This is a genomic window from Arachidicoccus rhizosphaerae, assembly GCF_900107765.1.
GTDB classification, from domain to species: Bacteria; Bacteroidota; Bacteroidia; order Chitinophagales; family Chitinophagaceae; genus Arachidicoccus; species Arachidicoccus rhizosphaerae.
In genome coordinates this window covers 1-26,723 of the sequence record NZ_FNQY01000011.1, presented here as the reverse complement: position 1 = coordinate 26,723, position 26,723 = coordinate 1, and the positions used below count along the sequence as shown (strand labels likewise).

The following is a 26,723-nucleotide window of genomic DNA, read 5'->3' as shown; positions in this document are numbered from 1 at the left end:
AATGTGTATTATTAAAAAGGAATATATAAATCTTGCAAATTGTAGATGATGTTTATTGATAACAGGTATATTTCTCGATTCATCATGATCAAAAGGCTACTTATGATCTTTGGCCTGTTGGCTGGTGTTTTAGGGGTATCGGCACAAGGGATCAAAACAAAGACAAAGGGATGGGAGATCACTTATAAACCGCTTGTCGCGGTTTCCTTGAAAGATACATTAATTGGGAAGCATCCGGCAGACGAGTCATTAGAATCCGCTGCTGCATTGCAAAAGGAGGCTAAAGATCTTATTGTAATACTGGATGTGACCTCCTCCGATATTCGTTTAATGACCAAACAGCGGGACAAAACGATTTATTTGGTCAATAAAACCAATGATTCTGCATTTGTGCAGCATAATGAACATGAATTTCATTATACTCCATTAAGAGTCCAGGAGGATAAAGAGGATAATAAAATCCTGTTTACCAAGGAATCAAAAAATATCCTTGGGTACCGCTGTTATAAGGCGTTCATTAAAACCAAAGAAGAACAGTTTAGTCAGATTAATATCTGGTATACTAAAAAACTGCCTAATGCTTACTGGCCGGAAATGGCCTTTTTAAAAGGAGTCCCCGGTTGTGTGATGCAGATAGAATTTACCAATGGGCAGCAGAGTGCCGGTATTATTGCGCAAAACATAGCATCAAAAAAGTGGACAGCTGATTATTTTTTGCCTGCAACGAATAATAATGGGATCACAAACGCTAAAAAGCTGCATAGAATCCACGGAAATTGTGACGGAGGTTCGGCATTTCAATTCGGGTTTGCCAGGATCACAAAAAAAGACACGCTTTTTCAGAAAAAAATAAATGACAAGGTAGAAACATCCTCCCTTAATTCAGCGGTTGAAGCACCACCGGAACCAGGCATAGAGAAAATTCAAAGCTTCTACATTGATACAATGGGAAAGAGGGCCTTCGATGAAATAATAGAAGGGGCATTTTCTGATAGAAGTCATTTGGATGCGTCTGAGCTGCCGGCACAAAATGACACAGATTTGTTGCCGAAGGATATTGTGCTCGTCAGGAAGGGACAGCACTATGGGATGCTGACTGCTGAAGGAGATTGGATTTTAAAGCCCGAATATGACTCAATCGATACAAGAATGCGGAAGTATTGGGTCTTAAAAAGAGCAGGCAAGGAGTCCTTATATAGTAAAGAAGGCCTGTTACTTCCTTTTCAATTTGAGAAAGTATGGCGGATGGATGACAATTTTTATAACGTGCTTCAAAACGGCAGATGGGGTGTTTATGACAGAAAGCGCAAAGCATTAACTGTTCCAGCCATTTATGAAGATATGGATTTTTGTTACGGTTGTGAAGTTGGAGGTGATTATTGCTTTGCTGAAAAAAATGGTAAGTGGGGCGTTATAGATTTTAACAATAAAGTCCTGCTTCCTTTTGAGTATGACCACGAACATTGGAATATGCGCAGTGATAATTGGGTGACTTGCCTTTATAAAAATGGTCAGCAACTGATTATTAATTTAAAAACCGGATCTGAAAAGGTCTGTCCTCCTGAAAGGGCCACACAGACAGATAGCACGCAACTGGCTCAAGGTTTTGTTAGTGTAAGGAAAGGAGATAAATACGGACTGCTCAATCCCAAAGGCAGGCAGATTTTGCCTTATGAGTATGATTTTATCCGTTACGATGCTGCCAGGCCGGGAACCTATTATTTACCCGCCCCTTATGTTCAGATCAATAAAAATGGCAAATGGGGAGTAGCGGATACCACTGGAAAGATATTGATTGCTCCGGTATACACCAGTGGCATTAGCCTGGAATTAGGAGAATATTTTATATGCGAGAAAAAAAAGGGAGAGGGCTACAGCGAGGTCCTTTTAGATAAAACGGGTAAAAGGGTTTTGGATTCTGATTATGATAAAATTGATCTTTCGTATACATATAATGATTCTGTTCCCTATTTTGAACTGAGTCAAAAGGATTTATACGGGTTGTATAATCCCGCGACCAAGGTCCTTATTGAGCCTAAATTCAGCCAGATAGATGGGTTTTTATTCAATATACAACAACGCAATAGCGTTAAAGTAGCCGTCAATGACACGCAAGGGTTGATGGATATCCATTCGGGGAAGATGATTGTTCCCGCTGTCTTTAATAAAATCTACGCTCAGGATTCTATGGATCAGGCACTCTTTATTGTAGGAAAGGAAAGTAAACTGGGGTTGTATAGCGCTCAGAAAAAGCAACTGGTTATTCCTTTAAAGTATAGTAACCTTTCTTTTACCGGGGAAGATCACGTACTGGAAGTAAATGACGATAATAAATACGGCTTAATAACTTCCGGTGGAAAAGTATTGGTTCCCAGCCGGTATTTTGAAATCCGGACATTGCAAAAGGGTTTTTATTTACTGACTCAACAGGACAGTGCCTATTATAATACCTTTAGTTTTTATGATCGTAAAAATAGCCTGATGAGAAAGGCTCCGGACAGCACAATAGCCATTTATAATGACAGGCTGGCTATTATAAAGGATAACGGATTTGCCAAGTTATGGAGGCCGCTGGAAAATAAAGTTATTGTGGGAGATTACGCCAGTGGGGGTTGGCCGGAACAAATAGGCTATTTTGCAGAGGGCTTGGCCGTGGCCTATAAGAAGGGTAGGGCTGGCGTCATTGATACCAGTGGAAAAGTGGTGATTCCTTTTAATTATGATGGCTTAACAAGTTTTCAAAATGGTTATGCGCTGATCCTGAGTGACAAGGTGGGACAGGATAACCCGGATTTTGACCAGAACACCAGGGATTTTTTAAATGGCTATAAACATTACGGCTTTATTGATTCCACAGGGAAGGTGGTGGTCCCTGCAAAGTATGATCTACAATGGAACAGTAGCCTGGATGAATATTTCAATGAGGACTATTTAGTTTTATTTAATGGCAATCAGTGGGATGAAGCTCCAAAAATGGGCCTTGCCGCTAAAAACGGGGACATCATAATTGCGCCCCTTTATAACAAAGTTATCCTACAGCAAAACGGACCTGATTATGTAGTGGAAAAAGATAAAAAGTTCGGTCTGTTAAATGAAAAGGGCCAGGTAATACTGCCAACGCAGTTCGATAATATATCTTTACAGGAAAACCCTGTTTATCAGCTGAAATATAAAATCAGTTTTCCGGTCCTGGCTGAAAAGGATGGCGTTTGGCAATATTATAATAGAGACGGCAAGGTTATAGCGGATATTAAAACGGAAAAAATGATCCCATTTAATCCCGGCATATATTAAGTAAAACAGCCTTTATCATATCCGCTAATTAACCGGACAAAAGGTCGTTACTCCGGACCTTTTCCGTTTAAAATTTGATGTCATACTTTTTGTTTTGTCCTGTCTGCAGATCAATGCTGGTAATGGTGCGGAGCAGCCGGTTTTCATCTCCTTTTTCATTACTCAGCAGATATAATTTGTTGGAGCTGCTGTCATGCAGATAAAAAGGCAGTCTGTCTTCAATGCCAGTATCCACCTGCCATTGATGGCTGCCAAGAATGGACATGGCGGTTAGCAAGATGTGCGCATGACGGGCCGTAGAGGTTTTATGCATAATAATCAGGTTGCCTTCTTTAGTGATAAGAGGCGGGTTGTCATGATTGAAACGGATGAACAGGTCCAGATAGCCTATGCTGTCATTAGCCGTAACGGGCCATTTGATTGATTTTTGGTAATCAACCAATAGGCCACCAAAAATATAGATGCTACTATCGCTTTTTTGCCACTGGGTGCCCCTGTTTTTTGTTTCATCCAGATAAACCTGCCTTCGGATGGAATAGTCATCTGGTCTGGAATCTAAATCCGCTGTTCGTACCAGTTGAGCATCCTTGTTGTCCATTAAGGAAATGGCATGATTGCCGTCGTCATACATGGATGCGATCTGTTTATTATAAAGTGTTGGCAATGCGGGTTTTTGATCAAAAAAGTGGTCCTGATCCTCCATGTCAATCCGGCCTGTTTTGAGTGTATTTCCATCAATGGTATACATTAAACCATCTGTTGCGCTGATGATCAGTGCATGCATAGAATCATTATAAATGTAGGGTAGCTGTGCCTGGTAATAATCCATCAGCATCTTTTTGGGGAATTTACCAGCTAACTCAGGGAAATCCTGGTCTTTGGCAATAATGTCTCCTTGATTCTTGTCCAGGACAAATAAACCGTTGTGATAGAAAAACAGATATTTATCTGACATGCCAAGCAGGTGTGCTTCACCGTAATAACTGTCATTTTCATTTTTAGCTTTTAAGTCCTGCTGCCAGATTTTTTTGCCGGTATTTAAATTAAGGCAGGAAACGGTAACAAATTTACGATCAAACAAGCTTCCATTATTGGCGGCAGTGGCAAATACAGGTGTATTGTTGATCCGGTACATTACCGCATCTGTCTGGGCAAGGTAACCTTTATTGATACTCACAAAATTGTAGATCGAGATGGAGCCATATATTGCTACTACGACCCAAAAGATCAGATTAAATAAAAGCTTAACTTTTCTGGACGAGGGTTCATATTGCGCAGAGAACAATCCGGAAGGAACTACTAATCCCTGGTATTTTACATGCGCGTAGGCAACTTGTTTTTTATGCGAATATATCTTGAGTATGGCCGGGTTAAAAGTTTTCGTTTGTATTAATGAACCATTAAAAAAACTGGAGATTACCTGCTGGGGCCAGCCGTTTAGCGTAACATTCCAATTATCAGAGACTCCCTGATAGATCAATTCACCTTCTACGCCGTTCTGGTAAACATACATTGCTTTTTTGAGTTTAACGCTTCTTATAAGGTAACGTACGCCTATGCACAGCAGGACAAGTAATAAAGCAAAGGCAAAAGACATTAAATAAGGTAAAAATATAAGTCCTACAGACCAGCCAATTGCCAGAGGTATGAAACGAATTAAAAAATCGCCAATCACTGATTTTGGCATATAGAAGGCTTTTAAAGCGTCCTTTTTTTCTTTAGTTAATGTTCTCATAGGATAACAACTTACTTTTGTAGTAAGATTTCTGAGCCGGGCAGCTGATGAGAATGCCGGCCTTTTTCAAAAATAAATTACGATAGGTGTTGTGTTTTCAGGGGTGAAAATATTAAAAACAAATTGTATTTTTCATCTAGACGCCTTGATTGTTCATTTTTAGGGGTATATATAACATATATTTGACTAATTAGTCATTTTTGTAAACGATTTACTTAGGTAAGTAAGATAAAAATTGTTGCACCCTGGAATCATCCGGTCTGAGCTGCTAATGGTGATGGAAAATCGTAAAAAAGATATCCGTTATTTTCAGTCTGAAAGCATGGACCGGACAGCTGCAGACTGCATCCGGGCAATGCAGGGGTGCACTGTAAAACTTCTCCCGGTTTAAAGAGCAATCGCCATGGTTTTAAATTGATATCCAGCAGGGGGCTTTGGACACAGGGGCAGTGCTTTATTTGAAAGGGCCGCCACCGGATGGCAGGCCCCGGAACAATGGCAGACCTTAATACATGGGTAAAGGTTGGAATTAATTGCAAGCATCTCCGCCTTTGGGAAAGTTGGCGGACATGCTTGCAGATGAGGGTTGACTGCAGCGGTGAATGTTCAGCTCACTTATCTTTAGTTACTGTTTCTTTTTCAGGTAAATGCCGGGTCTTGTGATTTCCATGAGCAATTCAGGTTTTAAGGGACTGCCAAAACCAAACTGCCTGTATAGTTCGTGAGCATCTTTGGTGGCAAGCATAAGTCTTCTTAAGCTGCCCACCCAGGGAAGTTCCATAAGATGCGTCATCATAGCCTTGGATAATCCTTGTTTGCGGTGGTTTTCCAATATATAGACATCAGCCAGATAGGCAAAAGTGCTGTAATCAGTAATAAGCCTTGCAAAACCCACCTGTTTATTCTCAGTAAAAGCACCGATACAAAATGAGTTTTTCAATGCCGTATCCACTGTTTCCAGAGGTATACCGCCCGCCCAATAGCTTTGCTGGGACAGATATTGGTGGATGGCCGTGACTTGCATATTTGCGTAACCCGTTTTGATTTGATAAACTGGAAGAGTTTGCTTAGATAACCCGGATATTTGACTAGGCATAATTAAACTTTTAAATTTAAAGGTAATGCAATCTTGTTTTCAGCATCGCATGCGCGCCGGGTGTAAATTACGTATAAATAAAATATTACCACCCTGGAGCAGACACTGCCGAAAAGATTTTTTTCAAGCTAACTTTCATTTGCTAGTTAATGGTCATGATGGGTTGATTGTGAGGGTGTTTTAAAAACGAAAGTTGAGGCGAGTTATGGAGTTTAACCTTTTTAAATCGGCTAAAAGCGTTAACTTTCGTCCAGAATTAATGCCTGTTTTGAACAGGGGAAACCAATCCTTGAGTTATGATTTTAGACAGTCACGGTCGTAAAATAAATTACCTCAGACTTGCCGTTACCGACAAGTGCAATCTGAGGTGTACCTATTGTATGCCAGCGCAAGGCCTTGACTGGTTGGCTAAACCCGAATTAATGAGCACTCAGGAAATGTTACGCCTTTGCGCTTTACTGGTCAAAATGGGGATTGATAAGATCCGCATTACGGGGGGAGAGCCTTTTGTGCGCAAGGATTTGCTGCCTTTTTTATGGGACCTTTCCCGGTTGTCAGGCCTAAGTGAGATCACTTTGACGACCAACGGCCTGTTAACGGCTCCTTATGCAGCTGATTTAAAGAAGATGGGGATTCGCTCCGTTAACCTGAGTCTGGATACGCTGGATAGGCAGCGTTTTCAAATGATTACAAGAAGAGACGCTTTAAATGACGTATTGAATTCGCTGGATGCATTCATGTCCCAGGATATTCAGGTAAAAATCAATACAGTGGTAATGGAGGGTAAGAATACCCAGGATATTATTCCTTTGGTGGAACTGAGTGAGCATTTGCCTGTCAGTGTCCGCTTTATTGAAGAAATGCCTTTTAACGGAGGGACACATGATGTTTCCCTTAACTGGAATTTCTCTCGTATACTGGAACATATTAAAGCATATTTTCCTGCGCTTCAAAAGAAGCGGGATCCGCAACATAGTACAGCGCTTAATTATAAGATTCAGGGACATAAAGGAGATATTGGGATTATAGCAGCCTATACCCGGTCTTTTTGTGGCAGCTGCAACAGGCTTCGGGTAACGCCTAGTGGGTTACTCAGTACCTGCTTATATGAGGCCGGGTCCTTAAATTTAAAAGAGCTGATGCGGGCCGGAGCAACGGATGCGTTGCTGGAAGCGCAGCTGCATGCCGCGATTCTAAAAAAGCCGCTGGACGGATGGGAGGCGGCTGCAGGATCCTTAAATTATCAATCAGAACACCAGTCAATGGCAACGATAGGAGGGTAATCCATGGAAATGGTAACGGTCAGTGAAGCAGAAAAAATAATCAGTGCACATTTAATGAGCTACGGCGAAGAGGTCATCTGTCTGGAGGATGCTGTAGGTCGCGTCCTGGCAGAAGATCTCGTGGCAGATAGAGATTTGCCGCCTTTTAACCGCGCGACAGTGGACGGCATTGCCATTCAGACTGCGTCAGTGAAAAATAACAATTCTCTTTACGCTGTCTGTGGCATACAGGCCGCCGGAGTAGCACCACTGAAAGTTTTCTCGGAAAACCACTGTATAGAAATAATGACGGGGGCGGCCGTTGATCCTATTTTTGATGCAGTTATTCGCTACGAGGACTGTGTCATAGAAGACGGATCGGCGAGACTGTTGCCGGACCTGGAAGTGAAGCCAGGAATGAATATTCATTACCGGGGAAAGGATAAGCAGCAAGGGGAAATACTGGCAGAGAAAAACCGGGTGCTGACGCCGGCGCTTATCGGCCTTGCAGCATCGACCGGTCAGGCCAGGCTGCGCGTCAAAAAGTTACCCAGGATAGTCGTTATTTCTACCGGAGATGAAATGGTTCCCCTGACGGAGGTGCCGACGGCTTATCAACTTCGTCGTTCCAATGGTATCGTGGTAAAATCCTGCCTGGCAAAATATAAAATTCATCCGCAGCTAATGCACTTAAATGATGAACTGGAACAGGTCAGGACAGCACTTACTGAGTGTCTGCAACAATATGATGTTTTAATCATAACGGGCGGTGTATCCATGGGTAAATTTGATTTTATCCCCCAGGTATTATCTGAGCTTGGCGTGCAAAAGCAGTTTCATAAGGTGAGGCAAAGGCCCGGTAAGCCGTTTTGGTTTGGAAGTTTTAAGGATGCTAGGCAACAAGCATCTGAACTCCGCCATCCGGTCTCAAAACTTATTTTTGCCTTGCCCGGTAATCCGGTTTCGGTGTTTATGTGCCTGAACCGTTATTTTTTGCCCTGGCTGCAGGCAAGTCTCGGACTTTCGGAGCCGGGCTATGAATATGCCGTCCTTAATAGCGATATTCTTTTTAAACCTGCTTTGCAGTATTTTGCACAGGTTAAATTAAAAGTAAATAACACCGGTGTGGTAGAGGCTACCCCACTGACTACTAACGGATCCGGAGATTTCTCTAATTTAATGTATGCGGATGCCTTTATGGAACTACCAGGTGACAGAGCGGATGGACGCTTTAAAAAAGGTGAATGCTTTAAAGTATGGCGTTTTTAGAATGCGTGAAACCCCGGGATCCGGATCACATAAGCGCAAATTAAATAATGATTATGGCTGAACTCTCTCATATTAATCAAAACCGGCAGCCTGTCATGGTAGATGTCGGTGCTAAAAGCCTGACTAAAAGGCGGGCTGTCGCAAGAGCCGTAATGGTAATGCCTGAGACGGTCTATGACTTGCTGGAAAAGGAGGATTTTAAAACAGGAAAAGGCGCCGTTATACAAACCGCCATTATTGCCGGGATTATGGGCGCTAAAAAAACAGGGGAATTAATACCGCTCTGTCACTCACTGGGTATGGATAACTGTCAGATAGATATTCAGACGATCCCGTCCCGGCAGTTAATTATTACCTGTACGGCAAGTATAGAAGCTAAAACAGGTGTGGAGATGGAGGCGCTTACAGGTGCTTCGATCGCGGCGCTTACTATTTATGATATGTGCAAGGCCTTAAGCCACGATATCATTATTCAAGAAATTAAACTCATGGAAAAGACAGGAGGTAAAAGTGACTTTATCAGAGAAGCGTAATGAAAGCGGACCGGACCGGACACAGCAGCCGGGAAAAGCAGTTATTCCTGCTTTAAATGGACTTGTGCTGACCGGAGGCAAAAGTGTGCGGATGGGAACTGCCAAAGAAAAGCTGGACTATCATGGCAAAGAACAGCAATATTATGCGGCAGATTTGTTGAGCGCATTTTGTGATCAGGTCTTTATTTCCTGCAGAGCGGACCAGGTAGAAGGTATTCATCCGGAGTACGGATATCAGGCTTTGCCGGACAGCTTTTTAAACATGGGGCCTGTCAGTGGCATCCTGTCTGCTTTTCGCCGGGAATTTAAAAAAGAACAAAAGCATGCCTGGTTAGTAGTCGCATGCGATCTGCCTTTGCTGACCAGGGATACCTTGCAGTATCTGGTTGATCATAGAAACCCCTCGGTCATAGCCACGGCCTTTAAGAGTTCCAGTGATGGGTTGCCAGAGCCACTGATGACAATCTGGGAACCCGGCAGTTACGCCGTTTTGCTTGCAAGGCTCGCACAGGATAATACCTGCCCTAGAAAAGCGTTGATTGAGCATAATGTTCCTTTATTAGACCTGATTGATAAGGAAGCTTTGCTGAATGTAAACACACCGGAGGAGTCTGAAAGAGTCCAGGGATTTATTCAAAATAACGGTGGACCACTAAATTCAACTATTTAAAATGGCAGATACACCAGGCAGATATCATTGTCAGATGGCACTTCCCGGATTTGGTATGAAAGGCCAGCAGTCACTTCATCGGGCTAGGGTGCTTATTGTGGGTGCCGGCGGTCTGGGTTGCCCGGTGGGGCAGTACCTGGCAGCTGCCGGTATTGGTCAGCTGGCCATTGCAGATGATGATACGGTGAGCTTGTCAAATCTGCATCGCCAGATATTATTTACGCCGGCAGATATCGGAAAGCCAAAGGCGCTGGTTGCCGCCGAAAGGCTGCAGGCGCAGAACCCCGACATTGCTGTCATCGCTATTAATGAGCGGGTGCATGCAGGGAATATTTTGCGGTTACTGGAAGATTTTGACCTGGTCGTTGACGGCTCGGATAATTTTGAGACCAAGTATTTACTAAGTGACGCCTGTGTGCTGGCCCATAAACCGCTTATTTATGGAGCTATATACCGTTATGAAGGGCAGGTAGCCGTTTTAAATGTGCCTTTGCAGGACGGCACTTATGCTGCAAATTACCGGGATATATTTCCGGATGCAAATAAAGCAGCAGTGCCTGATTGCAGTGAAGGCGGCGTGCTGCCACCGCTGGCCGGTATAGTCGGATGCCTGCAGGCCAGTGAAGTGATTAAGTATTTTACGGACAAGGCTGCGCTGTTAACAGGTAAACTCTGTATGATTAATTTAAAGGACGGCAGTATTTACCAGATTAAGCTGACAAGAAATCCGGATATCCAAATTAAAGATTTAAGTCAACATCTGTATATAGAATCCATCGGTTATGAGGAATTAAAAAACGGGGATTATCAGTTGGTAGATGTAAGATCATTTAAGGAACATCTTGCATTTAATATTGGTGGAGCGTTATTGCCTTTAAATACCTTTGCAGATCATTTACCTGCATTAATGGATACAATCGGCATATCCAGACCCATCGTATGTTATTGCGAAACGGGCAAAAGAAGCAGGGAGGGGGCTCTATTAATAAAAAAGTATTATCCTCAGGCTACCATTTATACCTTACGAAATGGGATCAGTCCTTTAAAAGAAAAGACAGAGCAGTAAACTGTTAAAGATGGATATATACCCATCGTCCTACCTGTTGTTTGGCAATAATGTCTTAAATTTACGGTAATTACATTCCAGTAATTGAATTAAAGATTAATCAGACAATGGCTAGCAACGTACATCCTCAAAACGTATTAGATTATCACGGAACCAATACTATTTTTTCGGTCTGGAATTTTAAGCAGTTGCCTGCTCAGCAGTTAAAAGACGCCTTTGAAAAGGTATGTGCTTTAGTGATTAACCTGAATCATTCCGCGGCTATCCGGTTCCCGGATAACGGAGCCAGCTGCGTGATGGGGATTGGCCCGATGGCCTGGCAGATTGTAGGATTGCCCCATCCGGCTCCCAGGGAATTAAATGATTTTAAAGAAATTGCCGGGGCTAAATACACGGCCGTAGCTACCAGGGGCGACCTGCATTTTCATCTGCGCGCCCTCAACAGCAGTATCTGCTATGACATGGCTCTTGAAATTTCCAAAATATTATCGGCTGTTGCTGACCCGGTGGAAGAAGTCCATGGGTTCAGATATTGGGATGGACGCTCCATTTTGGGTTTTGTAGATGGTACAGAGAATCCTCAGGGAGACCAAAGAGCCTATTTTGGTCTGATAGGAGATCAGGAGCCGGCGTATAAAGGAGGTAGTTATTTATTTGTTCAAAAATATATACATGATCTGCAGGCTTTTAAAGCTTTGCCCCTGGAAGAGCAGGAGAAAGTCTTTGGAAGGTACAGGGATTCGGATGTGGAGATGTCTGATGAACTGAAGCCCAGTAATTCTCACTCCGCGCTCGCTAATGTGGGGGATGATCTGAAAATAATCAGGGATAACATGCCTTTTGGTAATATGTCCACTAATGAGATGGGCACTTATTTTATTGCCTATGCCAGCACTTTTGATACGGTCAATAAGATGCTGATCAATATGTTTGTAGGAGATCCGCCGGGGAATTATGACCGGTTATTGGATTTTAGCACTGCCAAAACAGGATCCTTGTTTTATGTGCCAACACTGGAGATGCTGGACAGTATGTCTTCGGGTGATTTTACCCTTTCAGGCGCGGCTCCCTTAGGGGATACGAATGTTGATGCATCCGAAGTACTAAATAATAAAAAAACAGAACTGGTCGTAGAATTGCAATCACTGGGTATCGGTTCTCTGAAATCATAAAAAATATAACATGAATAATTTATATCAAAAATTAGCCCCTATCTCTGAGGCAGCCTGGGCGCAGATTAATGAGGAAGCAACCAGGACGTTAAAGCGTTATCTGGCTGGAAGAAAAGTAGTGGACGTAACAGGACCTGCCGGATTTGATTTGTCTGCGGTAGGCACCGGTCATATTAAATCCATTGCCTCTGCTGATAAAGCAGTGCAGGCCGCTATACGTGAGGTAAACCCGCTGGTAGAACTGCGGGTACCTTTTGAACTAAGCAGGGCCGCCATCGATGATGTGGAAAGGGGAGCCGAGGATTCTGACTGGCAACCTTTAAAGGACGCCGCCCAGAAAATAGCCTATGCAGAAGACCGGGCTATTTTTGAAGGATATAGCGCGGCGGGTATCCAGGGTATTCAAAAAGGAAGCAGCAATAAAGTGGTCAGCCTTCCTAACAGCGTTAAAAACTATTCCGACGCGGTGGCGCATGCCTTAAGTGAACTCAGGCTGGCAGGCGTAAATGGCCCTTATATGCTGGTATTAGGAGCAGATGCATATGTGGCCATCAGTGGCGGCAGTGATGAAGGGTATCCGGTATTGCATCATATCCGGGATCTGGTGGATGGAGATATTATCTGGGCGCCTTCTTTAAAAGGCGGCTATGTGTTATCCACCAGGGGAGGAGATTTTAAGCTAAGTTTGGGCCAGGATATGTCCATTGGCTATCTGAGCCATACCGAAACAACGGTAAAACTGTACCTTCAGGAATCCTTTACTTTCCAGTTTTATACTTCTGAAGCGGTGGTGTATCTGGCACCGCCGCAAAAATAATGGCCGGTTGATTTTTAAATGCAGGATTATGGCAGCAAAGTTTAAGGTGGGAGACCATGTCAAGTGGAATTCGGAAGCCGGATATGTGACCGGACGTATTATTAAAGTGCATACAAAAGACTTTGATTATAAGGGGTATACCCATCACTGCAGTGCTGAGGATCCGCAATATGAAATCAAAAGCGATAAAACGGATCATATTGCAGCCCATAAAGGGAAGGCGCTTAGTAAAATATAAGTCCTTCCCTTTATGGATTGATTGATTGCCCGGTCTTTGATACAAACCGGCCGGTTGGTTCTGATTAAAAAAGTCAAATAAGCCCTGACTATTTATCGAGTGCGTCCCGCATGGCGGAGGCCATATTCAGCTCCTCCTTACTTTTACTCGGCATCCCCTGAAACCGGTTATACCAGTTTTCAAAATTTGCTTTATCCTTCTGGAGATAATAAAATCCCATAATATTAATAGTACTCTCCGCAGCGTAGCTATAACCGGGTTTTATTTTTAACATGTTTTCAAAGGCGTCTATAGCCTGCTTAATATGTTTGTTGTGGCTGGCCGTATAAATATATTCCTTGGTGGTATAATCGTCTTTTGGGTGCAACTTCATTTCCTTACTAAGAATCAGTTCGGCGCTGTCAAACAGATACAGCGCATTATAGGCAAATGCCAGCTCTGTATTCAGCCCTTGAATGTCTGGATTTAACTGTTGCGCTCTCTGTAAATAATTAAGGGCTTTGTTGTACTGTTGCCAGGCGTTATAGGTAAAACCCAACTGGTACAGCACCTCTGGTTTGGAACTGTCGTAGTCGTAATTTTTTCGCCAGGATGGGACTTTTTGAATCTTCAGTGCCCCGAACTGACCGCCCGGTATAAATGCCAGTAACCTGGGGCCTGGTTCCATCCGGATTTTTACGCCGGCGTCCTTAGGCAGGGATCCGGGCACAAGTGCAAAGTCTCCGCTTTTTGTAATTTTAAAGCTTCCGGCATATTCAAGGGTCACACCTGCCTGGATGTCCAGATAAATATACCCAAAAGGATAAGCGCTATCTTTTTGCATGGGAAAGGCTACCCAGTGATCCAGCGCACTTATAATGGGACAGTTGAACTGTAGTGAACTTTGTTGCCCGTTCTGTTCGTCAGAAGATTGAGCCCTTAATGTTGGGCACATTATAAGAGAGAGCAGGATCAGGCAACTAATGCAGGAAAATGCTTTTTGGGATAAGCAGGATGGATGACTCATATTTCAGCGCTTAAGGGTTTATCTGGAATGCTACTCCAAATATACGACAATTCTGCCACAAGGTCTTCCATATGAAATCATAGAAACGGCTTAACAGGTTTTATTAGGATTGGGATAATGGTCGCTCTGGTCCTCCGTTTTATTATCCAGACAGACAAAATCCTTTTCAATAAGAATACTTACCGTTCCTGTTTTATCTTCAAATCCCACCTGATCGGTATTATATAATGCCAGCGTCATTGCTGCCGGCACCTGAATAGTCAACTGCGCGTCTCTGAAATCAACCTTCAGGCTGCGGCCTTCATATCGGTCTACGCGATATAGAAGAGTGCCGGACGCAAAGGCTGTGGAGGATGAGATACTGCCTTGTTCATATAGGCATATCACCTCAGATTTTGTGAGCCGGATGCGTATACTGTTATCGAGAATTCTTATTTTCATGTTTGGTAATTGTGTTATTTAAGCGTGCGCCGATACCCAGACTGCCCCGTCCTCAAATACTTCCTTTTTCCAGATGGGGACACGCTGTTTTAATTGATCAATGGCAGATTGGCAGGCGGCGAAGGCCGCCGCCCGGTGGGCCGCTCCAACAGCAATATGAACAGCAATATCTTCCGGTATTAATCTGCCCATCCGGTGATGCATGCTAATAGCCTGAATTTCATAACTTTTTATCACTTTACCGGCAATGGCTTCCATCTCTTTAATTGCCATGGGGTAGTAGCATTCATATTCCAGATGACATACTTTTTTGCCTGCTGTCTGGTTGCGGACCGTACCTGAGAAGGTAATCAGTGCGCCACATCCGGCTGCACTTACAGATTGGATGGCCTCCTGAAGTATTAATGGCTTATCTAAAATCTGAATATCAATCATTTTGTTGTTCTTTTTTTATCAAGGCGGCACGCGTTTTTACCTTTGCGGCTAACCGCCGCTCACCGGAGGTATAATAGCGATTTCGTCCCGGGCCTCGAGTACTAAGTCATCTGCCGCATATTGCTGATTGACAGCAATCATATAGGATTTTAGGAGGCAGAGCGCAGGGAACGCTGCTTCCAGGGCTTTTCTAAAAGTACCTACATAGCTGCTCTCAGAAAGCACCCATGTCTTTGGCGCGTCCTGCATGATCTCCCGGGCTATGCCAAATGCCAATACCGTTACTTCTACTTCCATGCGCTTTTATGAAGGATAAAATTAGAAAAACTTGAGGAATCCCCCCGCTTTTTATATGGCATTATGCTGCAGCCTATCCTTACTGCAACAAAATGTCAAACCGCTCTAATTTAAAGCTAATGGGTTGCCCGGTCGCATTGATCAGCCTTATCTGTTTGGTATCGGCGTCTCTATCGGCCTGCCAGGATATACCATCTTTGCTGTAGGCTATCTGCAGGCCTGATTTTTCCAGGGAAGGCTGGGTTGTAATGACCTGATTTGTAACAGATGTATTGCTCTTGACGGCTATCCCCATGTAGTCGCCCGGATTAAATCGTAATACTTCCAAAATTGGACTGAGTTTCAGTACTTGCACAGGTTTATTTCCAGCAGCGACATCCTTTTGTACGGACAGCTGCTTAAATTCAGGTATGGATGTGATGACCCGGCCAGAGGCCTGGTCAACCGCATCCGGCACTGCCCATCCTTGCTTTTTGAACAATTCAGCAAAATGATAATAGGATTTTTCTATCCAGGGTTGTATGTGGCGACCACCGGTGACGATACCGGGCTGATAAGGATTACGGTTATACTGCCGGTCAATGGCAATAAGTTGGTTACGCGCCTTTTGTAATTGCAGAAAATAGGGGAAGGCCTTTTTGCTATCGGGAGCACTTAATAGCTGGGTTAAAGCCGTGGCTGCCTTGCCCAGGCTGGCAAAATGCCATAGCCAGGGTTTTATCTCACGAAGCAAGGCAGTGTCTTTGATGTGCATTAAAATATCCTGGACAGCTGGGCTAAAGCTTTGGCATACAGCGTTTAATGCAGAAAGGTCTATGTCCGTAAGCTTTATTGGAAATTCCGTAAACTGATCCGTCCGGGCAAGGAGTGTGTCCAGCACCGATTGTATGGCCGGCGATTCTATGCGGCGGTATTGATGATAGCTGGGGCCGGGGTCTGTATTATTCTGTGCAAAGATTTTATAGGAATGAGCGACTTCTGGCAATACCTGCTGGATACCCTTTTGCCAGGAAGCATCCGGCAGGTAAGCTTTGGTATTCCAGCAAAAGTCGGCCACTGAGAAAATAGCTACTTTGGAAGCGGCTGCCTTATCCATAGGGTTCGCCACAAATCCAGAGACGTTCTTTGGAAGATCTTTGTCCAGACCATAAACCGGACCCAGTAAAAGATGGTTACGCACATAGTCGTTGACCGGAAAATTCCACCAGACGAAAGCCTTGCGACCAATCCTATTGTTTACCCAGTCCTCCCCTTCTTTTGTAATATCATGGATGACAGAATTGCCTGTCCACATAATCTCGATTCTTTTATCGAGTTGCTGGCCCAGGATATCCAGATAGGTGTTGGGTTTTGGGTCAGCCCATAGCTTATTGTATTCAGTGGGGCACATGATCAGCGGGCCAATATCACTGTGCTGACTGATAAAACTGTTCTGGATATAATTAAGCAAGCCGGCCTGTTTTTGTGCTTTAGCCCCCTCACCGGCAATGTCATCAAAAAAAACAGCAAAATGCCTGACGCCCAAGTCATACAAACTTTGCAACTTATGGATAATGGCCAGACTGTCTGCTTGGTTCCACTGAATATCCTTGCCCGGATGGATAGCCCAGTAAAAATCTACCTCATTTTGCCGGGCGATATGAATCAGCTCTTTTAGTCTTGCCGCCTGGTCTTTCGGATAAGGTAGCCGCCAGTTAGGAGACGAATGGTAGATGTCATCCTTAGGCCCATAGATATAGGTGTTGATTTTCCATTTCCCATAAAACCTGAGTTGGTCCACCCGGTCCTGAAAAGTCCATGGCGTACCGTAAAACCCCTCGACAATGCCCCTGCGGGGTATATCCGGATAATCCATTATGTCTAATAATGGCAGAAAACCGGTTCTTTTTGCATGGTTCAGGATTTGGGTAAGTGTCTGGACTCCATAAAAAGCACCTCTTGGATCTTGATACCGGATCTGGATTTGTCTGGCCGTAATCTTAAGTGTATAGCCTTCCTTGGGGATTTCTACCGCTTTGGATGCAGGTTTGATCAAATGGATAGCGATGCTTTTGCCCGTTTTGCCGGTAAAAGGGGTTAAGAGGGGGACAATGTTATCCTCTCCAGTCATCTTTAAACCAGCGGTAAGCCGGATGCCATAAAAGGGGAGGCTGTCTTGTTTAAACTGTATATGTTGTGGGACCGGGTAAATGGATAACGGTGCCTGTGGGTGGGTTGACGCAAGGGGCGTTTTTAGCTGGGCAGAAGACTGCCCGGGTAAAAAAAACAGGGTCAATGCCATCAGTCGAATCAATATGCTGATCGGAAAACCTGCAAGGGAGAAGGCCGTATATATCCGGCGGTATTTAAAAGTAGGTTTGCTATGCATGTTTTGTCTATGTCTTTTTCTTAAAGTATGTTGTATAGTCTTGTATTGCCTGGAAAGTACTGAGGGATATTTTTGGAATGGTTCCTGCTGTCTGTTTGAAGGCAGGCCGGAATGTGGGCTGCATTATTCCAGCTGTTCCCACCAGTGCTGGAAGGGTTGGTCTGGCTGGTCCAGCCATACAATTTCTCCGATTGTGGGAGTGACCAGGGGAAGTGGCTGGCTACCCGCAGCATTTAAAGCGCTGATTGTCTGTAAAGGTTCATCCCAGGGGTGCACTGATAATTTAAATTTGGAGTTATGTACGGGCATCAGCCTTTTGGTTTTTAGATCATGGGCTGCTTGCAAGGTTTCATAAGGCAGCATATGGATGGCCTGCCAGGCGGGATTATACTGACCGTTATCCAGCAAAACCAGATCAAATCCCTGGAACTTCTCGCCCAATTCTTTAAAATGACTGTCATAACCGCTGTCGCCACCCAGATATAGCTTAAAAGAGGGCGTAGTCAGCACAAAGGAGAGCCAAAGTGTATTATTGCGCTTAAAGCCTCTGCCGGAAAAATGGCGGGCCGGGGCCGTATAAAGTTCGGTCAGGTTGGCTAAGTTTAATTTTTGGTGCCAATCTAATTCTATGAGCTGTTGCAGGCCGTAGCCCCAGTATAGAAAATGCTGGCCTACACCAAGGCCGCAGATAACCTTCTTAACTTTTGATTGCAGTTGCAGGATGGTCGGGTAGTCCAGGTGATCATAATGGTCATGGGTGATGACGAGATAATCGATAACCGGCATATCCTGGGCGCTGTATATTTTTGTTCCCTTAAAGGGTTTATTGGAACCTGGTATGGGAGAGGCATTTCCACTGAAAACCGGGTCTACCAGGAAGCGCTGCCCGTTTAATTGGAAGTAATAGGAGGAGTGCCCAAACCAGATTAACAGGTTTTGTGTCAGATCCAGCGACGTTATATCAGTTTTTATCACGGGGATAGGCTGACTGGGGTTTACCCGGGGATGTTTTTTAAATAGAAAATTGTACATCACCTGACTCATGGAATAGCCTTCTGTCAGGGTAGGTGTTTCATGGATATTTAAAAAAGTACCGGTCTTCGTATCGTAATGGGCAGAGGCCTGCAGTTTTTTTAATCTGTTTCCTATCGGTGCCTGTCCAAACTGTTTGATGAGCATCATAAAAAAGTGCCTAAGGCCTTTTATAGAGCCTTAAGCACCAAAATTAAGTATTCAGTCAGCAAAAGGGCTGAAAATCTCGCTAAAATAAGCGGTTTTATCGGAGCGCTGGTTTAATGATAAGTATTCCTGAAAGCCATTGGCGACTGCCGGGTCTTTGATTTAAAAAACTTACTGAAGGACTGCGGATGCTCAAAACCTAAATAGTAGGCAATCTCACTAATGGTATGTTCTGTAGCCAGTAACTGTTCCTTGGCTTTTTCAAGGAGTACCTCATGGATATATCCCTGTGCACTGAGCCCCGTGGTATTTTTAACCAGGTCACTTAAATAACCGGAAGATAAGTTTAACTCGCTGGCTAGATATTGGACAGAAGGAAGGCCCTTATTCAGGGAGTTTGCTTTATCAAAATCAAAATACTGGCTCAGCATCTGGTCCATTTTTTCAATAATGGATTTGCTGAGCGTTTTTCTCGTTATAAATTGCCGCTTGTAGAACCTTTGCGCATAGCTAAAAAATAGTTCAAGTTGAGAGATGATAATATCCTGACTGATCTCATCCAGCGGCCGGTTTAGCTCCTCTTCTATGTTTCTGAGTAAAGCCAGGATAATCCCTTTTTCTTTTTCAGATAATAACAACGCTTCATTGACGGTGTAAGAGAAGAAATTAAACTGCTTTATTTTCTGAGCCAGCGGGTAGCCAATCAGAAAATCCGGATGAATTAATAGGGTTATCTGCCCCGTTAAACAGCCGCCCATTTCAGGAGCCTGCCTGAGATCTGTGTTTTCTTCGGTATGGAGATCTGAGCCAATCATTTGTCTGGGGGAGGCAAAAAATAAACCGCCTTCCAGGTAATCAAACCGTGTTCTGCCATAGGCAAGTGTGCCACCGACATTGATCCGGTAGGAGATCTTATAAAAGCTCAACATCTGCCTATGCGGTGGCGGCACCGCGTCATAATGGTTATCTACCGCATTGATCAGGGTAATCAGCGGATGCTGGGGCGCAGGAAATCCCGAACTGGCCAGCGCCTCTGATAACGTGCCGTATGAAGCGGGCTGCTGTTTGCTTTTTTGCATATATTGCTGATTTTCTTTAAAACCAAGGTTGTTTATCTATGGAACAACCTTTACGATTGCACACTATTGGAAATAGTAGCCCACTCCTCCCACAGATCCATGCGCTCTTTATAAGCGGCCTTCACCTCAGGTAAATTGCCCGAGCCTAGATTCATCCGAAGTGGTGGCAATGGACTGTCTACTACGGCAAATACCGCAGCCGGTGTGACATGCGGATTGCCTTGTTCCATGGTGGATAACTGTGTGATGACCTGCTGCCTGAGCGGGGCATAGATATCCATGAAGGTCGTTTGTTGAATAGAACCGGGGCTGCCAAACTCGGTTTGGTAGGCCCCCGGTTCTATAATGGTGACCTTGATGCCAAAGGCCTTGATTTCTTTGGCCAGACTTTCGTGGATGGCTTCAAATGCCCATTTAGAAGAACAGTAATAGCCAATCAGGGGGTAAGCCAGGTGGCCTAAACCGCTGGAAACACCCAGTATATGCCCGCTACCTTGTTTACGAAGGTAAGGCATTACTTCCTGGATCACCTGGATGGGTCCCATGATATTGGTTTCATAGAGTCTGCGGATATCTTTTGGATCAGACTCCTCCACGGTGCCTACCAGGCCGTAGCCGGCATTATTAATGATGATATCCACCTGCCCGAAATAGTCAAAGGCCGCCTTGACTGCCGCTTTTATCTGGTCTGGCTGGGTGACGTCCAGGATCAGTGTCAGTACCTGCTGCCCGTATTTTTCTTTTAAGTGGGCCAGTGCCTGGATATTTCTGGCCGTAGCGGCTACTTTGTCGCCCCTTTCCAAGGCCGCCTGCGCCCAGATGCGGCCAAATCCTCTTGAACTTCCTGTGATAAACCAGGTCTTAGGCTGCCTTTTTGTGGACGCCTGATCCTGCTTTTGCTGCTGTTGACGGTTTTGTGTCATGATGTTGCCTATTTATTTAAAATTATAAATACCTGATTGCTTGAATCAGAACACAAAGGTCACTCAGCAAGTTAAGACGGACGTAGCCATATTGGGGTAATTTGTAGCTATATCCGGGGTGGAGTATTAAGCCGATCACTAAATGGATGGCAGGTATAGGGGTGTTTAACAGCTAATTTCTCCAAAAGTCTATCCATTTGTTCGGCGAGTATCATGCTGGCTGCAGTTTCCCATTTAGCGCTATGGATTAAACCTTTATCCAGACAGTCGATGACTTCAAGGATCTCATATTCAAATCCGTTGGTATGGGCCGGCAGCTGGACTTTTTCCGAGTGATCGTTCTGTGTTGTTTTTAAATAATAATGATCGTTTTTATACCATGGGCATGGGATACGGATTTGCCCTTTGGTTCCGGTAATCTCGGTGGTTATCGGAAGTTGGGTGTCAATAGCGGAGGCAATCAAGGCTGTTGCTCCATTCTTGTATTTTAAAACCGCCTGGCAGTTCAGATCTATGTGCTGATCGGATAAGGTTCCGGTAATCACTGCTTCAGTAAAATCCCCCAGGATTAATAAACATAAAAAGAGCGGGTAGATACCAACGTCCAGGATGGAGCCTCCTCCGAGCCTGGGATTAAAGAGTCTTCCTGATGGGACATTGGGGGCCGGGAATCCAAAATCGGATTTGATAAAGCGGATATCGCCTAGTTTATTATGTTTTATATCGTCCAGGATGGACTCCGTCATAGGCAGAAAGCGGGTCCAGAGCGCTTCCATTAAAAAGGTGTTGTGTTCAATGGCCTTCTCTACTAAAAAATGAGTCTGCTCCCGGTTTAAGGACATGGGCTTTTCCACCAGTACATGTTTATGGTTTAGGATGCAGGCCATTGCCAGTTCAAAATGAAAAGCATGTGGTGTAGCGATATAGATGATATCTACCTCCGGATCCTGAATCAATTGTTCATAACCTCCATATGCTTTCTCAGCTTTAAACGTTTCGGCGAAGTCCACCGCCCGCTCCAGATCCCTGGAGGCGACGCCGTATAACTTACAACGCCTGGAGACTGTTGGATGCTGTAAGGCTTCCGCAAATTTTTTGGCGATTTTTCCAGGACCTAAAATGCCCCAATTGTAGATTTTTTCCTGCATAGGTATCTTGTTTATGTGTCCTTAATGGGAGGTCTCGTGCAACACCTTTTTAGCTATTTGGATAAAAAGGTCATTAATAGGTCTGGCCAATCCAGACAGCGCCACCGATACTGGGCCTGGAGGCCCCGGTATTTGCGAGGACTGTATTCTCTTCCCGCCAGCGGAGTACGCCCAGAAAGCCCATGATAATGGCTTCTTTAAAGTCTATAATCGGGTTTTCAGGTAAACTGGTCTGTATGCCATAAGGTGCCAGCGCTGCCGCAATACGGGATACTAAATAGGTATTATGTGCGCCTCCGCCTGTAATAAATATCTTTTTATCTTCCGTGTTCCAGTTGGGTAAAAAACTTCCGGCCGCATAGGCGATTTGTCCGGCAATATGTGCTACCACTGTATTTAATTTGTCTGCTACGGATAGCTGGGCATTATCCAGCATGGGGCGAATAATTTCAGTAAAGAATTGATTGGCCAGGCTTTTGGGCGCCGGATTCGCAAAATAAGATAGTTTGTTTAAGGCCGTGAGCAGCGAAGTGTCCGTCTTGCCTGAAGCGGCGGTTTGGCCATCTTTATCATAAGCCTGTCCCTGAAGACCAGCCAGGTAGTTCAGGGCCTGATTGCAGACTGTGACATCAAATGCCTGGAGCGAAGCTCCGGACGACAGATCCTGTTGCTCCTGAATACTGGGATTAAAAGCAATATTTGCAATGCCTCCCAGGTTTAAAAAACAACTGTAGTCAGAAAACAGGTGTTTTTCTCCCATTGGCACCAGAGGTGCTCCCTGACCGCCGAGGGCCACATCCAGACTTCTGAGCTGACCGATGACATTAATAGAATTAATGGCTGCAATGGCAGCTGAGGAGCCAATCTGTGTGGTAATGCCTTTTGCCGGATCATGAAAAATAGTATGCCCGTGATTTACAATTAACTGAACCTGATGGTCCAGGGTATGCGCTTCAATAAAATTCTTTACGGCGGTGCCGGTAAAGACACCCAGGTCATGGTCAAGCTGGATAAAATCTCTGGGTGTGAGACTGGCTGCTGCGGCTAACTGTGCCTTAAGTTCTTCAGGATAGTCCACGCATTGTTGATGTCTGAGGTCGAAAGACCATTTGCCCCTGATTTCTTCAAAGGAGACAAACGCCATATCCAACCCGTCCAGAGAAGACCCGCTCATGAGCCCTATTGCTCTATAAACCATATATATATTATTAATCTGTTTATGTAAGTGGCAAAGATAGTCAACTAGGAACTATGGCCAAGAAAACTGTAATTCGTAAATATCAATTATCTTAGCAACATGATAAGAAATCTAAGTGAGGAGCATTCCCTTATATCCAATTGGGTCAGTGAGTTACGTGATGTTCAGGTGCAGTCAGACCGTTTACGGTTCCGCCGGAACCTGGAAAGGATCGGAGAGGTGGCAGCCTATGAAATCAGTAAAGAACTGCCCTGGGTGACCCGGGAGGTTCAGACGCCGCTGGGGGTACATGGCAGTAAGGTTTTAGAAGAGCAACCCATCATCGCTACTATTTTAAGGGCCGGACTGGCGATGCACCAGGGGGTGCTTAATTATTTTGACAAGGCGGATAATACCTTTGTGTCTGCTTATAGAAAGCACCGGGAAGATGGCGGCTTTGATATTGTACTGGATTATGTCAGCAGCCCCTCCATACAGGACCGGATTTTAATCATTTCTGACCCCATGCTGGCTACCGGCACTTCGCTGGCCAAAACCATTGTGGCATTGCAGCATCTGGGAAAACCCGCCAAAACTTATATTATAGCCGCCATTGCAAGCAGACAAGGTATTGAGTATCTGCAAGATGCCATAGGCGAAGAGCTGAATCTCTGGTGCGGAGATATTGATGAAACGCTGGATGAGAATGGATATATAATACCCGGACTGGGGGATGCGGGTGATCTTGCATTTGGGGAGAAACTGCAACACTAGACAAAAGATTCAATTTTTAGCATAAGTTTTGTTATGTAACCGCTTTTAGCTATTAATTTTGTTCGGAAATCATATAATTATTAAATGACGCGTCAATTTATCAAACGGATACTACTTTTCCTGTGCATGGCTGTACTGGTTTTTACCACTCAAACCAAAGCGCAGGATCCTGATAATAATCACTTTATCTATATTCAGGCTAAGGCGAAACAACCTTTTTATGTCATATTAAACAAAAAGGTCTATAGTTCTTCTTCCATCGGATATTTAATTATACCTAAATTAAAAGATGGGTCCTATGATCTGAGAATCGGATTTCCGCAGGCTCAGACGCCAGAGCAAAACTTCACGTGTGTGGTTAAAGGAGCTGATGCGGGCTATTCTTTACAACAGGGGGATAACGGTAATTTAGGATTGCTGAATCTGCAGTCCAAAGAGTTTATCGCCTCTAGCAGCCAGACGACTATTGAGGATCAATATGATGTGGCCAGTGCCAAGGCGGATGATGCCGTAAAGGATGTTAACTCCAAGGCAGCAGATACCAAAGCCAAGGCAGCGGATGCCGCGAGCAATAATGCTTTTAGTGCAATGCTCTCGGATGCAGCCAATGACCCGACCCTTGCGCTGCCTAAAGAAACGCCGAAGGCTACACTTGCAAATAAAGAAGAAAAAACCTCTACACAGGTAGAAGATTTTGGGAATAATCCGGTTGAAGACAGTAAAGCCATCGCTCAGGCAGTTCCGGAAGAGCATCTGAAGCCTGCTGAAAATTCGGCCTCAGATCTGTCTAAGACTTATGGTGTCATAAAGGCCGGTCAGCAACGTACCAAGAAAGGGACTTCCATGACTTTTGTCATGTTCAACAGCCGTTCCACGGATACCGTTGACATCCTGGTACCCCCTACTGCTGAAACAGCCGATGAGCAGAAAACCACTGGGGTAGCCCCAACACCTATTTCAAAAAAGGAGTCTCTGGCTTTATTTGCCAATACCGAAGAGGATAGTTTTAATGTAGAAGGCGCCAGCGCAGCTGCTGCCGCCAGAAAAGAGGCCCGTAAAAAGAAAAGAGAAGAAAAAAGATTTGTTGACCTGGGCAACAGTGACCAGCAAAACCAGGATGCTGAAGTAAAAGGAGCCGTCAACAATCCTTTTTATGATAAATCAACGGCAGATGATACGGGTACAGAATCCGCCACTGGCAGTCAGCGTAAAAAACAGCGGGCTGATGCGGATGTAGAACGACCTGCGGAAGACCAGGCTCAGACCGCAGCTGGCAGCGTTCAGTGTGACCCGATTTCTGAAAAGGACTTTCAGAAAATGCAAAAGAAAATGATTGCCCGCAATAATGACAATGATATGATTGCAATTGTGGACAAGTATATTGATGGTAAATGTGTTACGACCAGTCAGGTTAAAACCCTGGGTGGTTTGTTTTTATCCGATGCGGGCAGATATGCATTATTCCATGATACTTATTCGCATGTAAGCGATAAGCAAAATTTCCCATCACTGGAAAGTCAGCTATTGGACAGCTATTTTAAAAAGCGTTTTCAACAGATTTTACAATAAGAAATGAATATAACAGGGAAATAGGATACCCCTCAAAAAGGTATCCTATTTTTTTGCAACCCATTCCCGGGTCAGTCAATTTTCAGCTAGACGCTTGGAGAGCCGGGAACTTGCGTATATTCAGAATAAAAGCAGCTTACTAGGGTTATGGCAAAATACTTTCTTGAATTATCTTATATGGGAACCCGTTATAATGGGTTTCAGGTTCAGCCCAGCGTACCGACGGTACAAGGAGCGCTGGAGCAGGCCATGAAAATTCTATTCAAGCAGGAAATCGAATTGTCGACCTCTTCCAGGACTGACGCAGGTGTCCATGCAAGACAGAACTTTTTCCATTTTGAATCGGATGTACAGATTACAGCTAAGAACGTTTATAATCTAAATGCGATTCTTCCGGCAGATATTTCTATTACCAATATATATTTAATGCAGGAGGAGGCGCACAGTAGATTTGATGCCCTAAGCAGAAAATATAAATACTATATATATAATTATAAGAACCCCTTTATGATTGACCGGGGCTGGTATTATCCTTTTAAACTCGATTTAGACCTGTTAAATCAAGCAGCTGCTGTTATTATGGGGTATGAAGACTTTACTTCCTTTTCCAAACGCAATACCCAGGTACATACCTATATATGCCGTATTGAGCAGGCACACTGGGCTATGGAGGGAGATATGCTGGTGTTTACGGTGGAAGCCAACCGGTTTTTAAGAGGCATGGTAAGAGCGCTTGTGGCTACTATGCTGAAAGTAAGCAGGGGAAGTATAACGTTAGACCAGTTAAAGGAAATTATTGAAGCGAAAAATTGTGCGAAGGCCGACTTTTCCGCACCGGCTAAAGGGCTGTTTTTGGAGGCGGTCCGTTATCCGTATAAACTAACAGCGGTCGGATAAGGAAATTTCAGTGTCTATTCAGGGGGAAAAAACGATGTTAACTGTCTACATTATAAAATTATTTTTCTTCTGTAATGCTGATAAACATTGATGTTTTAAAAATAGTTTTTTAAAACTTTTAAAATAAGTTTGGTAGAGTAAAAAAAGCGCTTACCTTTGCAATCCCGAAACGGAAAAGACAACACTGAATCGGTCAGCTCTTATCATAAATTTCTTCTGCAAGCAAGTGGTTTACAATAAGTTGCGAACACAGGGCTGAAAAGAAAAAATAAAAAAAA

The 26,723-nt window shown here is 44.2% G+C and carries 24 protein-coding genes; 12 read left to right on the top strand and 12 right to left on the bottom strand.

The window, feature by feature from the left end:
* Nucleotides 1-102: 102 nt before the first annotated feature.
* Nucleotides 103-3,294, top strand: coding sequence for a WG repeat-containing protein (locus tag BLU80_RS10585; RefSeq protein WP_170831208.1), 3,192 nt, complete (start codon nucleotides 103-105; stop codon nucleotides 3,292-3,294).
* 67 nt (nucleotides 3,295-3,361) lie between these two features.
* Here BLU80_RS10585 and BLU80_RS10580 read toward each other — a convergent pair whose 3' ends face one another.
* Both BLU80_RS10580 and BLU80_RS10575 read right to left on the bottom strand, forming a co-directional pair.
* A complete protein-coding gene (locus BLU80_RS10580; RefSeq protein ID WP_091397843.1) occupies nucleotides 3,362-5,029 on the bottom strand; it encodes a PA2928 family protein in 1,668 nt (555 codons plus the stop codon).
* 625 nt (nucleotides 5,030-5,654) lie between these two features.
* Nucleotides 5,655-6,125, bottom strand: coding sequence for a GNAT family N-acetyltransferase (locus BLU80_RS10575; RefSeq protein ID WP_091397840.1), 471 nt, complete (start codon nucleotides 6,123-6,125; stop codon nucleotides 5,655-5,657).
* Nucleotides 6,126-6,421: 296 nt separating this feature from the next.
* Between BLU80_RS10575 and moaA the strand changes: the two genes are divergently transcribed.
* The 8 genes from moaA to BLU80_RS10535 all read left to right on the top strand — a co-directional run bounded on the left by moaA (nucleotide 6,422) and on the right by BLU80_RS10535 (nucleotide 13,152).
* On the top strand, nucleotides 6,422-7,408 hold the full coding sequence (moaA, locus tag BLU80_RS10570; protein WP_091397837.1) for a GTP 3',8-cyclase MoaA: 987 nt from the start codon (nucleotides 6,422-6,424) through the stop codon (nucleotides 7,406-7,408).
* Between the two features lie 3 nt (nucleotides 7,409-7,411).
* Entirely contained in the window at nucleotides 7,412-8,656 is a 1,245-nt protein-coding gene (locus BLU80_RS10565) for a molybdopterin molybdotransferase MoeA (RefSeq protein WP_091397834.1), read from the top strand.
* Between the two features lie 53 nt (nucleotides 8,657-8,709).
* The gene (moaC, locus tag BLU80_RS10560; protein WP_091398139.1) at nucleotides 8,710-9,189 is read left to right on the top strand and encodes a cyclic pyranopterin monophosphate synthase MoaC; all 480 of its coding nucleotides are present in this window, start codon (nucleotides 8,710-8,712) and stop codon (nucleotides 9,187-9,189) included.
* Nucleotides 9,167-9,859: an NTP transferase domain-containing protein gene (locus BLU80_RS10555; protein ID WP_211481814.1), complete on the top strand. Its 693-nt coding sequence runs from the start codon at nucleotides 9,167-9,169 to the stop codon at nucleotides 9,857-9,859. Before moaC ends, BLU80_RS10555 begins: the two co-directional genes overlap by 23 nt.
* 1 nt (nucleotide 9,860) lies before the next feature.
* The gene (locus BLU80_RS10550; RefSeq protein ID WP_091397831.1) at nucleotides 9,861-10,925 is read left to right on the top strand and encodes a HesA/MoeB/ThiF family protein; all 1,065 of its coding nucleotides are present in this window, start codon (nucleotides 9,861-9,863) and stop codon (nucleotides 10,923-10,925) included.
* Nucleotides 10,926-11,032: 107 nt separating this feature from the next.
* Entirely contained in the window at nucleotides 11,033-12,097 is a 1,065-nt protein-coding gene (locus BLU80_RS10545; RefSeq protein ID WP_091397828.1) for a Dyp-type peroxidase, read from the top strand.
* A gap of 10 nt (nucleotides 12,098-12,107) precedes the next feature.
* Nucleotides 12,108-12,914 carry a family 1 encapsulin nanocompartment shell protein gene (locus BLU80_RS10540; RefSeq protein ID WP_091397825.1) on the top strand — a complete coding sequence of 269 codons (807 nt, stop codon included), beginning with the start codon at nucleotides 12,108-12,110 and terminating at the stop codon, nucleotides 12,912-12,914.
* Nucleotides 12,915-12,942: 28 nt separating this feature from the next.
* Nucleotides 12,943-13,152, top strand: coding sequence for a hypervirulence associated TUDOR domain-containing protein (locus BLU80_RS10535; RefSeq protein WP_091397821.1), 210 nt, complete (start codon nucleotides 12,943-12,945; stop codon nucleotides 13,150-13,152).
* 88 nt (nucleotides 13,153-13,240) lie between these two features.
* On the opposite strand, the gene BLU80_RS10530 is transcribed toward BLU80_RS10535, so the two are convergent.
* The 10 genes from BLU80_RS10530 to BLU80_RS10485 all read right to left on the bottom strand — a co-directional run bounded on the left by BLU80_RS10530 (nucleotide 13,241) and on the right by BLU80_RS10485 (nucleotide 23,226).
* Entirely contained in the window at nucleotides 13,241-14,158 is a 918-nt protein-coding gene (locus tag BLU80_RS10530) for a tetratricopeptide repeat protein (RefSeq protein WP_139188130.1), read from the bottom strand.
* Nucleotides 14,159-14,248: 90 nt separating this feature from the next.
* Nucleotides 14,249-14,599 (bottom strand): DUF7009 family protein, encoded by a 351-nt coding sequence (locus BLU80_RS10525; RefSeq protein WP_091397815.1) that lies wholly within the window; start codon nucleotides 14,597-14,599, stop codon nucleotides 14,249-14,251.
* Nucleotides 14,600-14,617: 18 nt separating this feature from the next.
* On the bottom strand, nucleotides 14,618-15,034 hold the full coding sequence (locus tag BLU80_RS10520) for a molybdenum cofactor biosynthesis protein MoaE (RefSeq protein ID WP_091397812.1): 417 nt from the start codon (nucleotides 15,032-15,034) through the stop codon (nucleotides 14,618-14,620).
* 48 nt (nucleotides 15,035-15,082) lie between these two features.
* Nucleotides 15,083-15,331, bottom strand: a complete 249-nt coding sequence (locus BLU80_RS10515) for a MoaD/ThiS family protein (protein WP_091397808.1) — start codon at nucleotides 15,329-15,331, stop codon at nucleotides 15,083-15,085.
* A gap of 79 nt (nucleotides 15,332-15,410) precedes the next feature.
* A complete protein-coding gene (locus tag BLU80_RS10510; protein ID WP_091397803.1) occupies nucleotides 15,411-17,699 on the bottom strand; it encodes a glycoside hydrolase family 84 protein in 2,289 nt (762 codons plus the stop codon).
* A gap of 123 nt (nucleotides 17,700-17,822) precedes the next feature.
* The gene (locus BLU80_RS10505; protein ID WP_091397799.1) at nucleotides 17,823-18,881 is read right to left on the bottom strand and encodes an MBL fold metallo-hydrolase; all 1,059 of its coding nucleotides are present in this window, start codon (nucleotides 18,879-18,881) and stop codon (nucleotides 17,823-17,825) included.
* A 110-nt stretch (nucleotides 18,882-18,991) separates the two neighbouring features.
* Nucleotides 18,992-19,957 carry a helix-turn-helix domain-containing protein gene (locus BLU80_RS10500; RefSeq protein ID WP_091397795.1) on the bottom strand — a complete coding sequence of 322 codons (966 nt, stop codon included), beginning with the start codon at nucleotides 19,955-19,957 and terminating at the stop codon, nucleotides 18,992-18,994.
* A gap of 50 nt (nucleotides 19,958-20,007) precedes the next feature.
* Entirely contained in the window at nucleotides 20,008-20,880 is an 873-nt protein-coding gene (locus BLU80_RS10495) for an SDR family NAD(P)-dependent oxidoreductase (RefSeq protein WP_091397791.1), read from the bottom strand.
* Nucleotides 20,881-20,987: 107 nt separating this feature from the next.
* Complete coding sequence (locus tag BLU80_RS10490) at nucleotides 20,988-22,028, bottom strand: Gfo/Idh/MocA family protein (protein WP_091397787.1); 1,041 nt, start codon at nucleotides 22,026-22,028, stop codon at nucleotides 20,988-20,990.
* Nucleotides 22,029-22,101: 73 nt separating this feature from the next.
* Entirely contained in the window at nucleotides 22,102-23,226 is a 1,125-nt protein-coding gene (locus BLU80_RS10485; RefSeq protein ID WP_244518873.1) for an anhydro-N-acetylmuramic acid kinase, read from the bottom strand.
* Nucleotides 23,227-23,325: 99 nt separating this feature from the next.
* On the opposite strand from BLU80_RS10485, the gene upp reads away from it, so the two are divergent.
* The 3 genes from upp to truA all read left to right on the top strand — a co-directional run bounded on the left by upp (nucleotide 23,326) and on the right by truA (nucleotide 26,445).
* Nucleotides 23,326-23,979 carry a uracil phosphoribosyltransferase gene (gene upp, locus BLU80_RS10480; protein WP_091397781.1) on the top strand — a complete coding sequence of 218 codons (654 nt, stop codon included), beginning with the start codon at nucleotides 23,326-23,328 and terminating at the stop codon, nucleotides 23,977-23,979.
* An 84-nt stretch (nucleotides 23,980-24,063) separates the two neighbouring features.
* Nucleotides 24,064-25,548: a proline and serine-rich protein 1 family protein gene (locus BLU80_RS10475; protein WP_091397777.1), complete on the top strand. Its 1,485-nt coding sequence runs from the start codon at nucleotides 24,064-24,066 to the stop codon at nucleotides 25,546-25,548.
* A 147-nt stretch (nucleotides 25,549-25,695) separates the two neighbouring features.
* Complete coding sequence (truA, locus tag BLU80_RS10470) at nucleotides 25,696-26,445, top strand: tRNA pseudouridine(38-40) synthase TruA (RefSeq protein ID WP_091397775.1); 750 nt, start codon at nucleotides 25,696-25,698, stop codon at nucleotides 26,443-26,445.
* Nucleotides 26,446-26,723 lie beyond the last annotated feature (278 nt).

What these genes read in the sequence shown, in the direction of transcription:
- BLU80_RS10515 (WP_091397808.1), bottom strand. Translation starts at nt 15,331, where the DNA reads ATGGAAGTAGAAGTAACGGTATTGGCATTTGGCATAGCCCGGGAGATC.
- BLU80_RS10490 (WP_091397787.1), bottom strand. Translation starts at nt 22,028, where the DNA reads ATGCAGGAAAAAATCTACAATTGGGGCATTTTAGGTCCTGGAAAAATC.
- BLU80_RS10530 (WP_139188130.1), bottom strand. Translation starts at nt 14,158, where the DNA reads ATGAGTCATCCATCCTGCTTATCCCAAAAAGCATTTTCCTGCATTAGT.
- upp (WP_091397781.1), top strand. Translation starts at nt 23,326, where the DNA reads ATGATAAGAAATCTAAGTGAGGAGCATTCCCTTATATCCAATTGGGTC.
- moaC (WP_091398139.1), top strand. Translation starts at nt 8,710, where the DNA reads ATGGCTGAACTCTCTCATATTAATCAAAACCGGCAGCCTGTCATGGTA.
- BLU80_RS10535 (WP_091397821.1), top strand. Translation starts at nt 12,943, where the DNA reads ATGGCAGCAAAGTTTAAGGTGGGAGACCATGTCAAGTGGAATTCGGAA.
- BLU80_RS10550 (WP_091397831.1), top strand. Translation starts at nt 9,861, where the DNA reads ATGGCAGATACACCAGGCAGATATCATTGTCAGATGGCACTTCCCGGA.
- BLU80_RS10475 (WP_091397777.1), top strand. Translation starts at nt 24,064, where the DNA reads ATGACGCGTCAATTTATCAAACGGATACTACTTTTCCTGTGCATGGCT.
- BLU80_RS10485 (WP_244518873.1), bottom strand. Translation starts at nt 23,226, where the DNA reads ATGGTTTATAGAGCAATAGGGCTCATGAGCGGGTCTTCTCTGGACGGG.
- BLU80_RS10500 (WP_091397795.1), bottom strand. Translation starts at nt 19,957, where the DNA reads ATGCAAAAAAGCAAACAGCAGCCCGCTTCATACGGCACGTTATCAGAG.
- BLU80_RS10505 (WP_091397799.1), bottom strand. Translation starts at nt 18,881, where the DNA reads ATGATGCTCATCAAACAGTTTGGACAGGCACCGATAGGAAACAGATTA.
- moaA (WP_091397837.1), top strand. Translation starts at nt 6,422, where the DNA reads ATGATTTTAGACAGTCACGGTCGTAAAATAAATTACCTCAGACTTGCC.
- BLU80_RS10510 (WP_091397803.1), bottom strand. Translation starts at nt 17,699, where the DNA reads ATGCATAGCAAACCTACTTTTAAATACCGCCGGATATATACGGCCTTC.
- BLU80_RS10575 (WP_091397840.1), bottom strand. Translation starts at nt 6,125, where the DNA reads ATGCCTAGTCAAATATCCGGGTTATCTAAGCAAACTCTTCCAGTTTAT.
- BLU80_RS10540 (WP_091397825.1), top strand. Translation starts at nt 12,108, where the DNA reads ATGAATAATTTATATCAAAAATTAGCCCCTATCTCTGAGGCAGCCTGG.
- BLU80_RS10525 (WP_091397815.1), bottom strand. Translation starts at nt 14,599, where the DNA reads ATGAAAATAAGAATTCTCGATAACAGTATACGCATCCGGCTCACAAAA.
- truA (WP_091397775.1), top strand. Translation starts at nt 25,696, where the DNA reads ATGGCAAAATACTTTCTTGAATTATCTTATATGGGAACCCGTTATAAT.
- BLU80_RS10585 (WP_170831208.1), top strand. Translation starts at nt 103, where the DNA reads ATGATCTTTGGCCTGTTGGCTGGTGTTTTAGGGGTATCGGCACAAGGG.
- BLU80_RS10580 (WP_091397843.1), bottom strand. Translation starts at nt 5,029, where the DNA reads ATGAGAACATTAACTAAAGAAAAAAAGGACGCTTTAAAAGCCTTCTAT.
- BLU80_RS10545 (WP_091397828.1), top strand. Translation starts at nt 11,033, where the DNA reads ATGGCTAGCAACGTACATCCTCAAAACGTATTAGATTATCACGGAACC.
- BLU80_RS10565 (WP_091397834.1), top strand. Translation starts at nt 7,412, where the DNA reads ATGGAAATGGTAACGGTCAGTGAAGCAGAAAAAATAATCAGTGCACAT.
- BLU80_RS10520 (WP_091397812.1), bottom strand. Translation starts at nt 15,034, where the DNA reads ATGATTGATATTCAGATTTTAGATAAGCCATTAATACTTCAGGAGGCC.
- BLU80_RS10495 (WP_091397791.1), bottom strand. Translation starts at nt 20,880, where the DNA reads ATGACACAAAACCGTCAACAGCAGCAAAAGCAGGATCAGGCGTCCACA.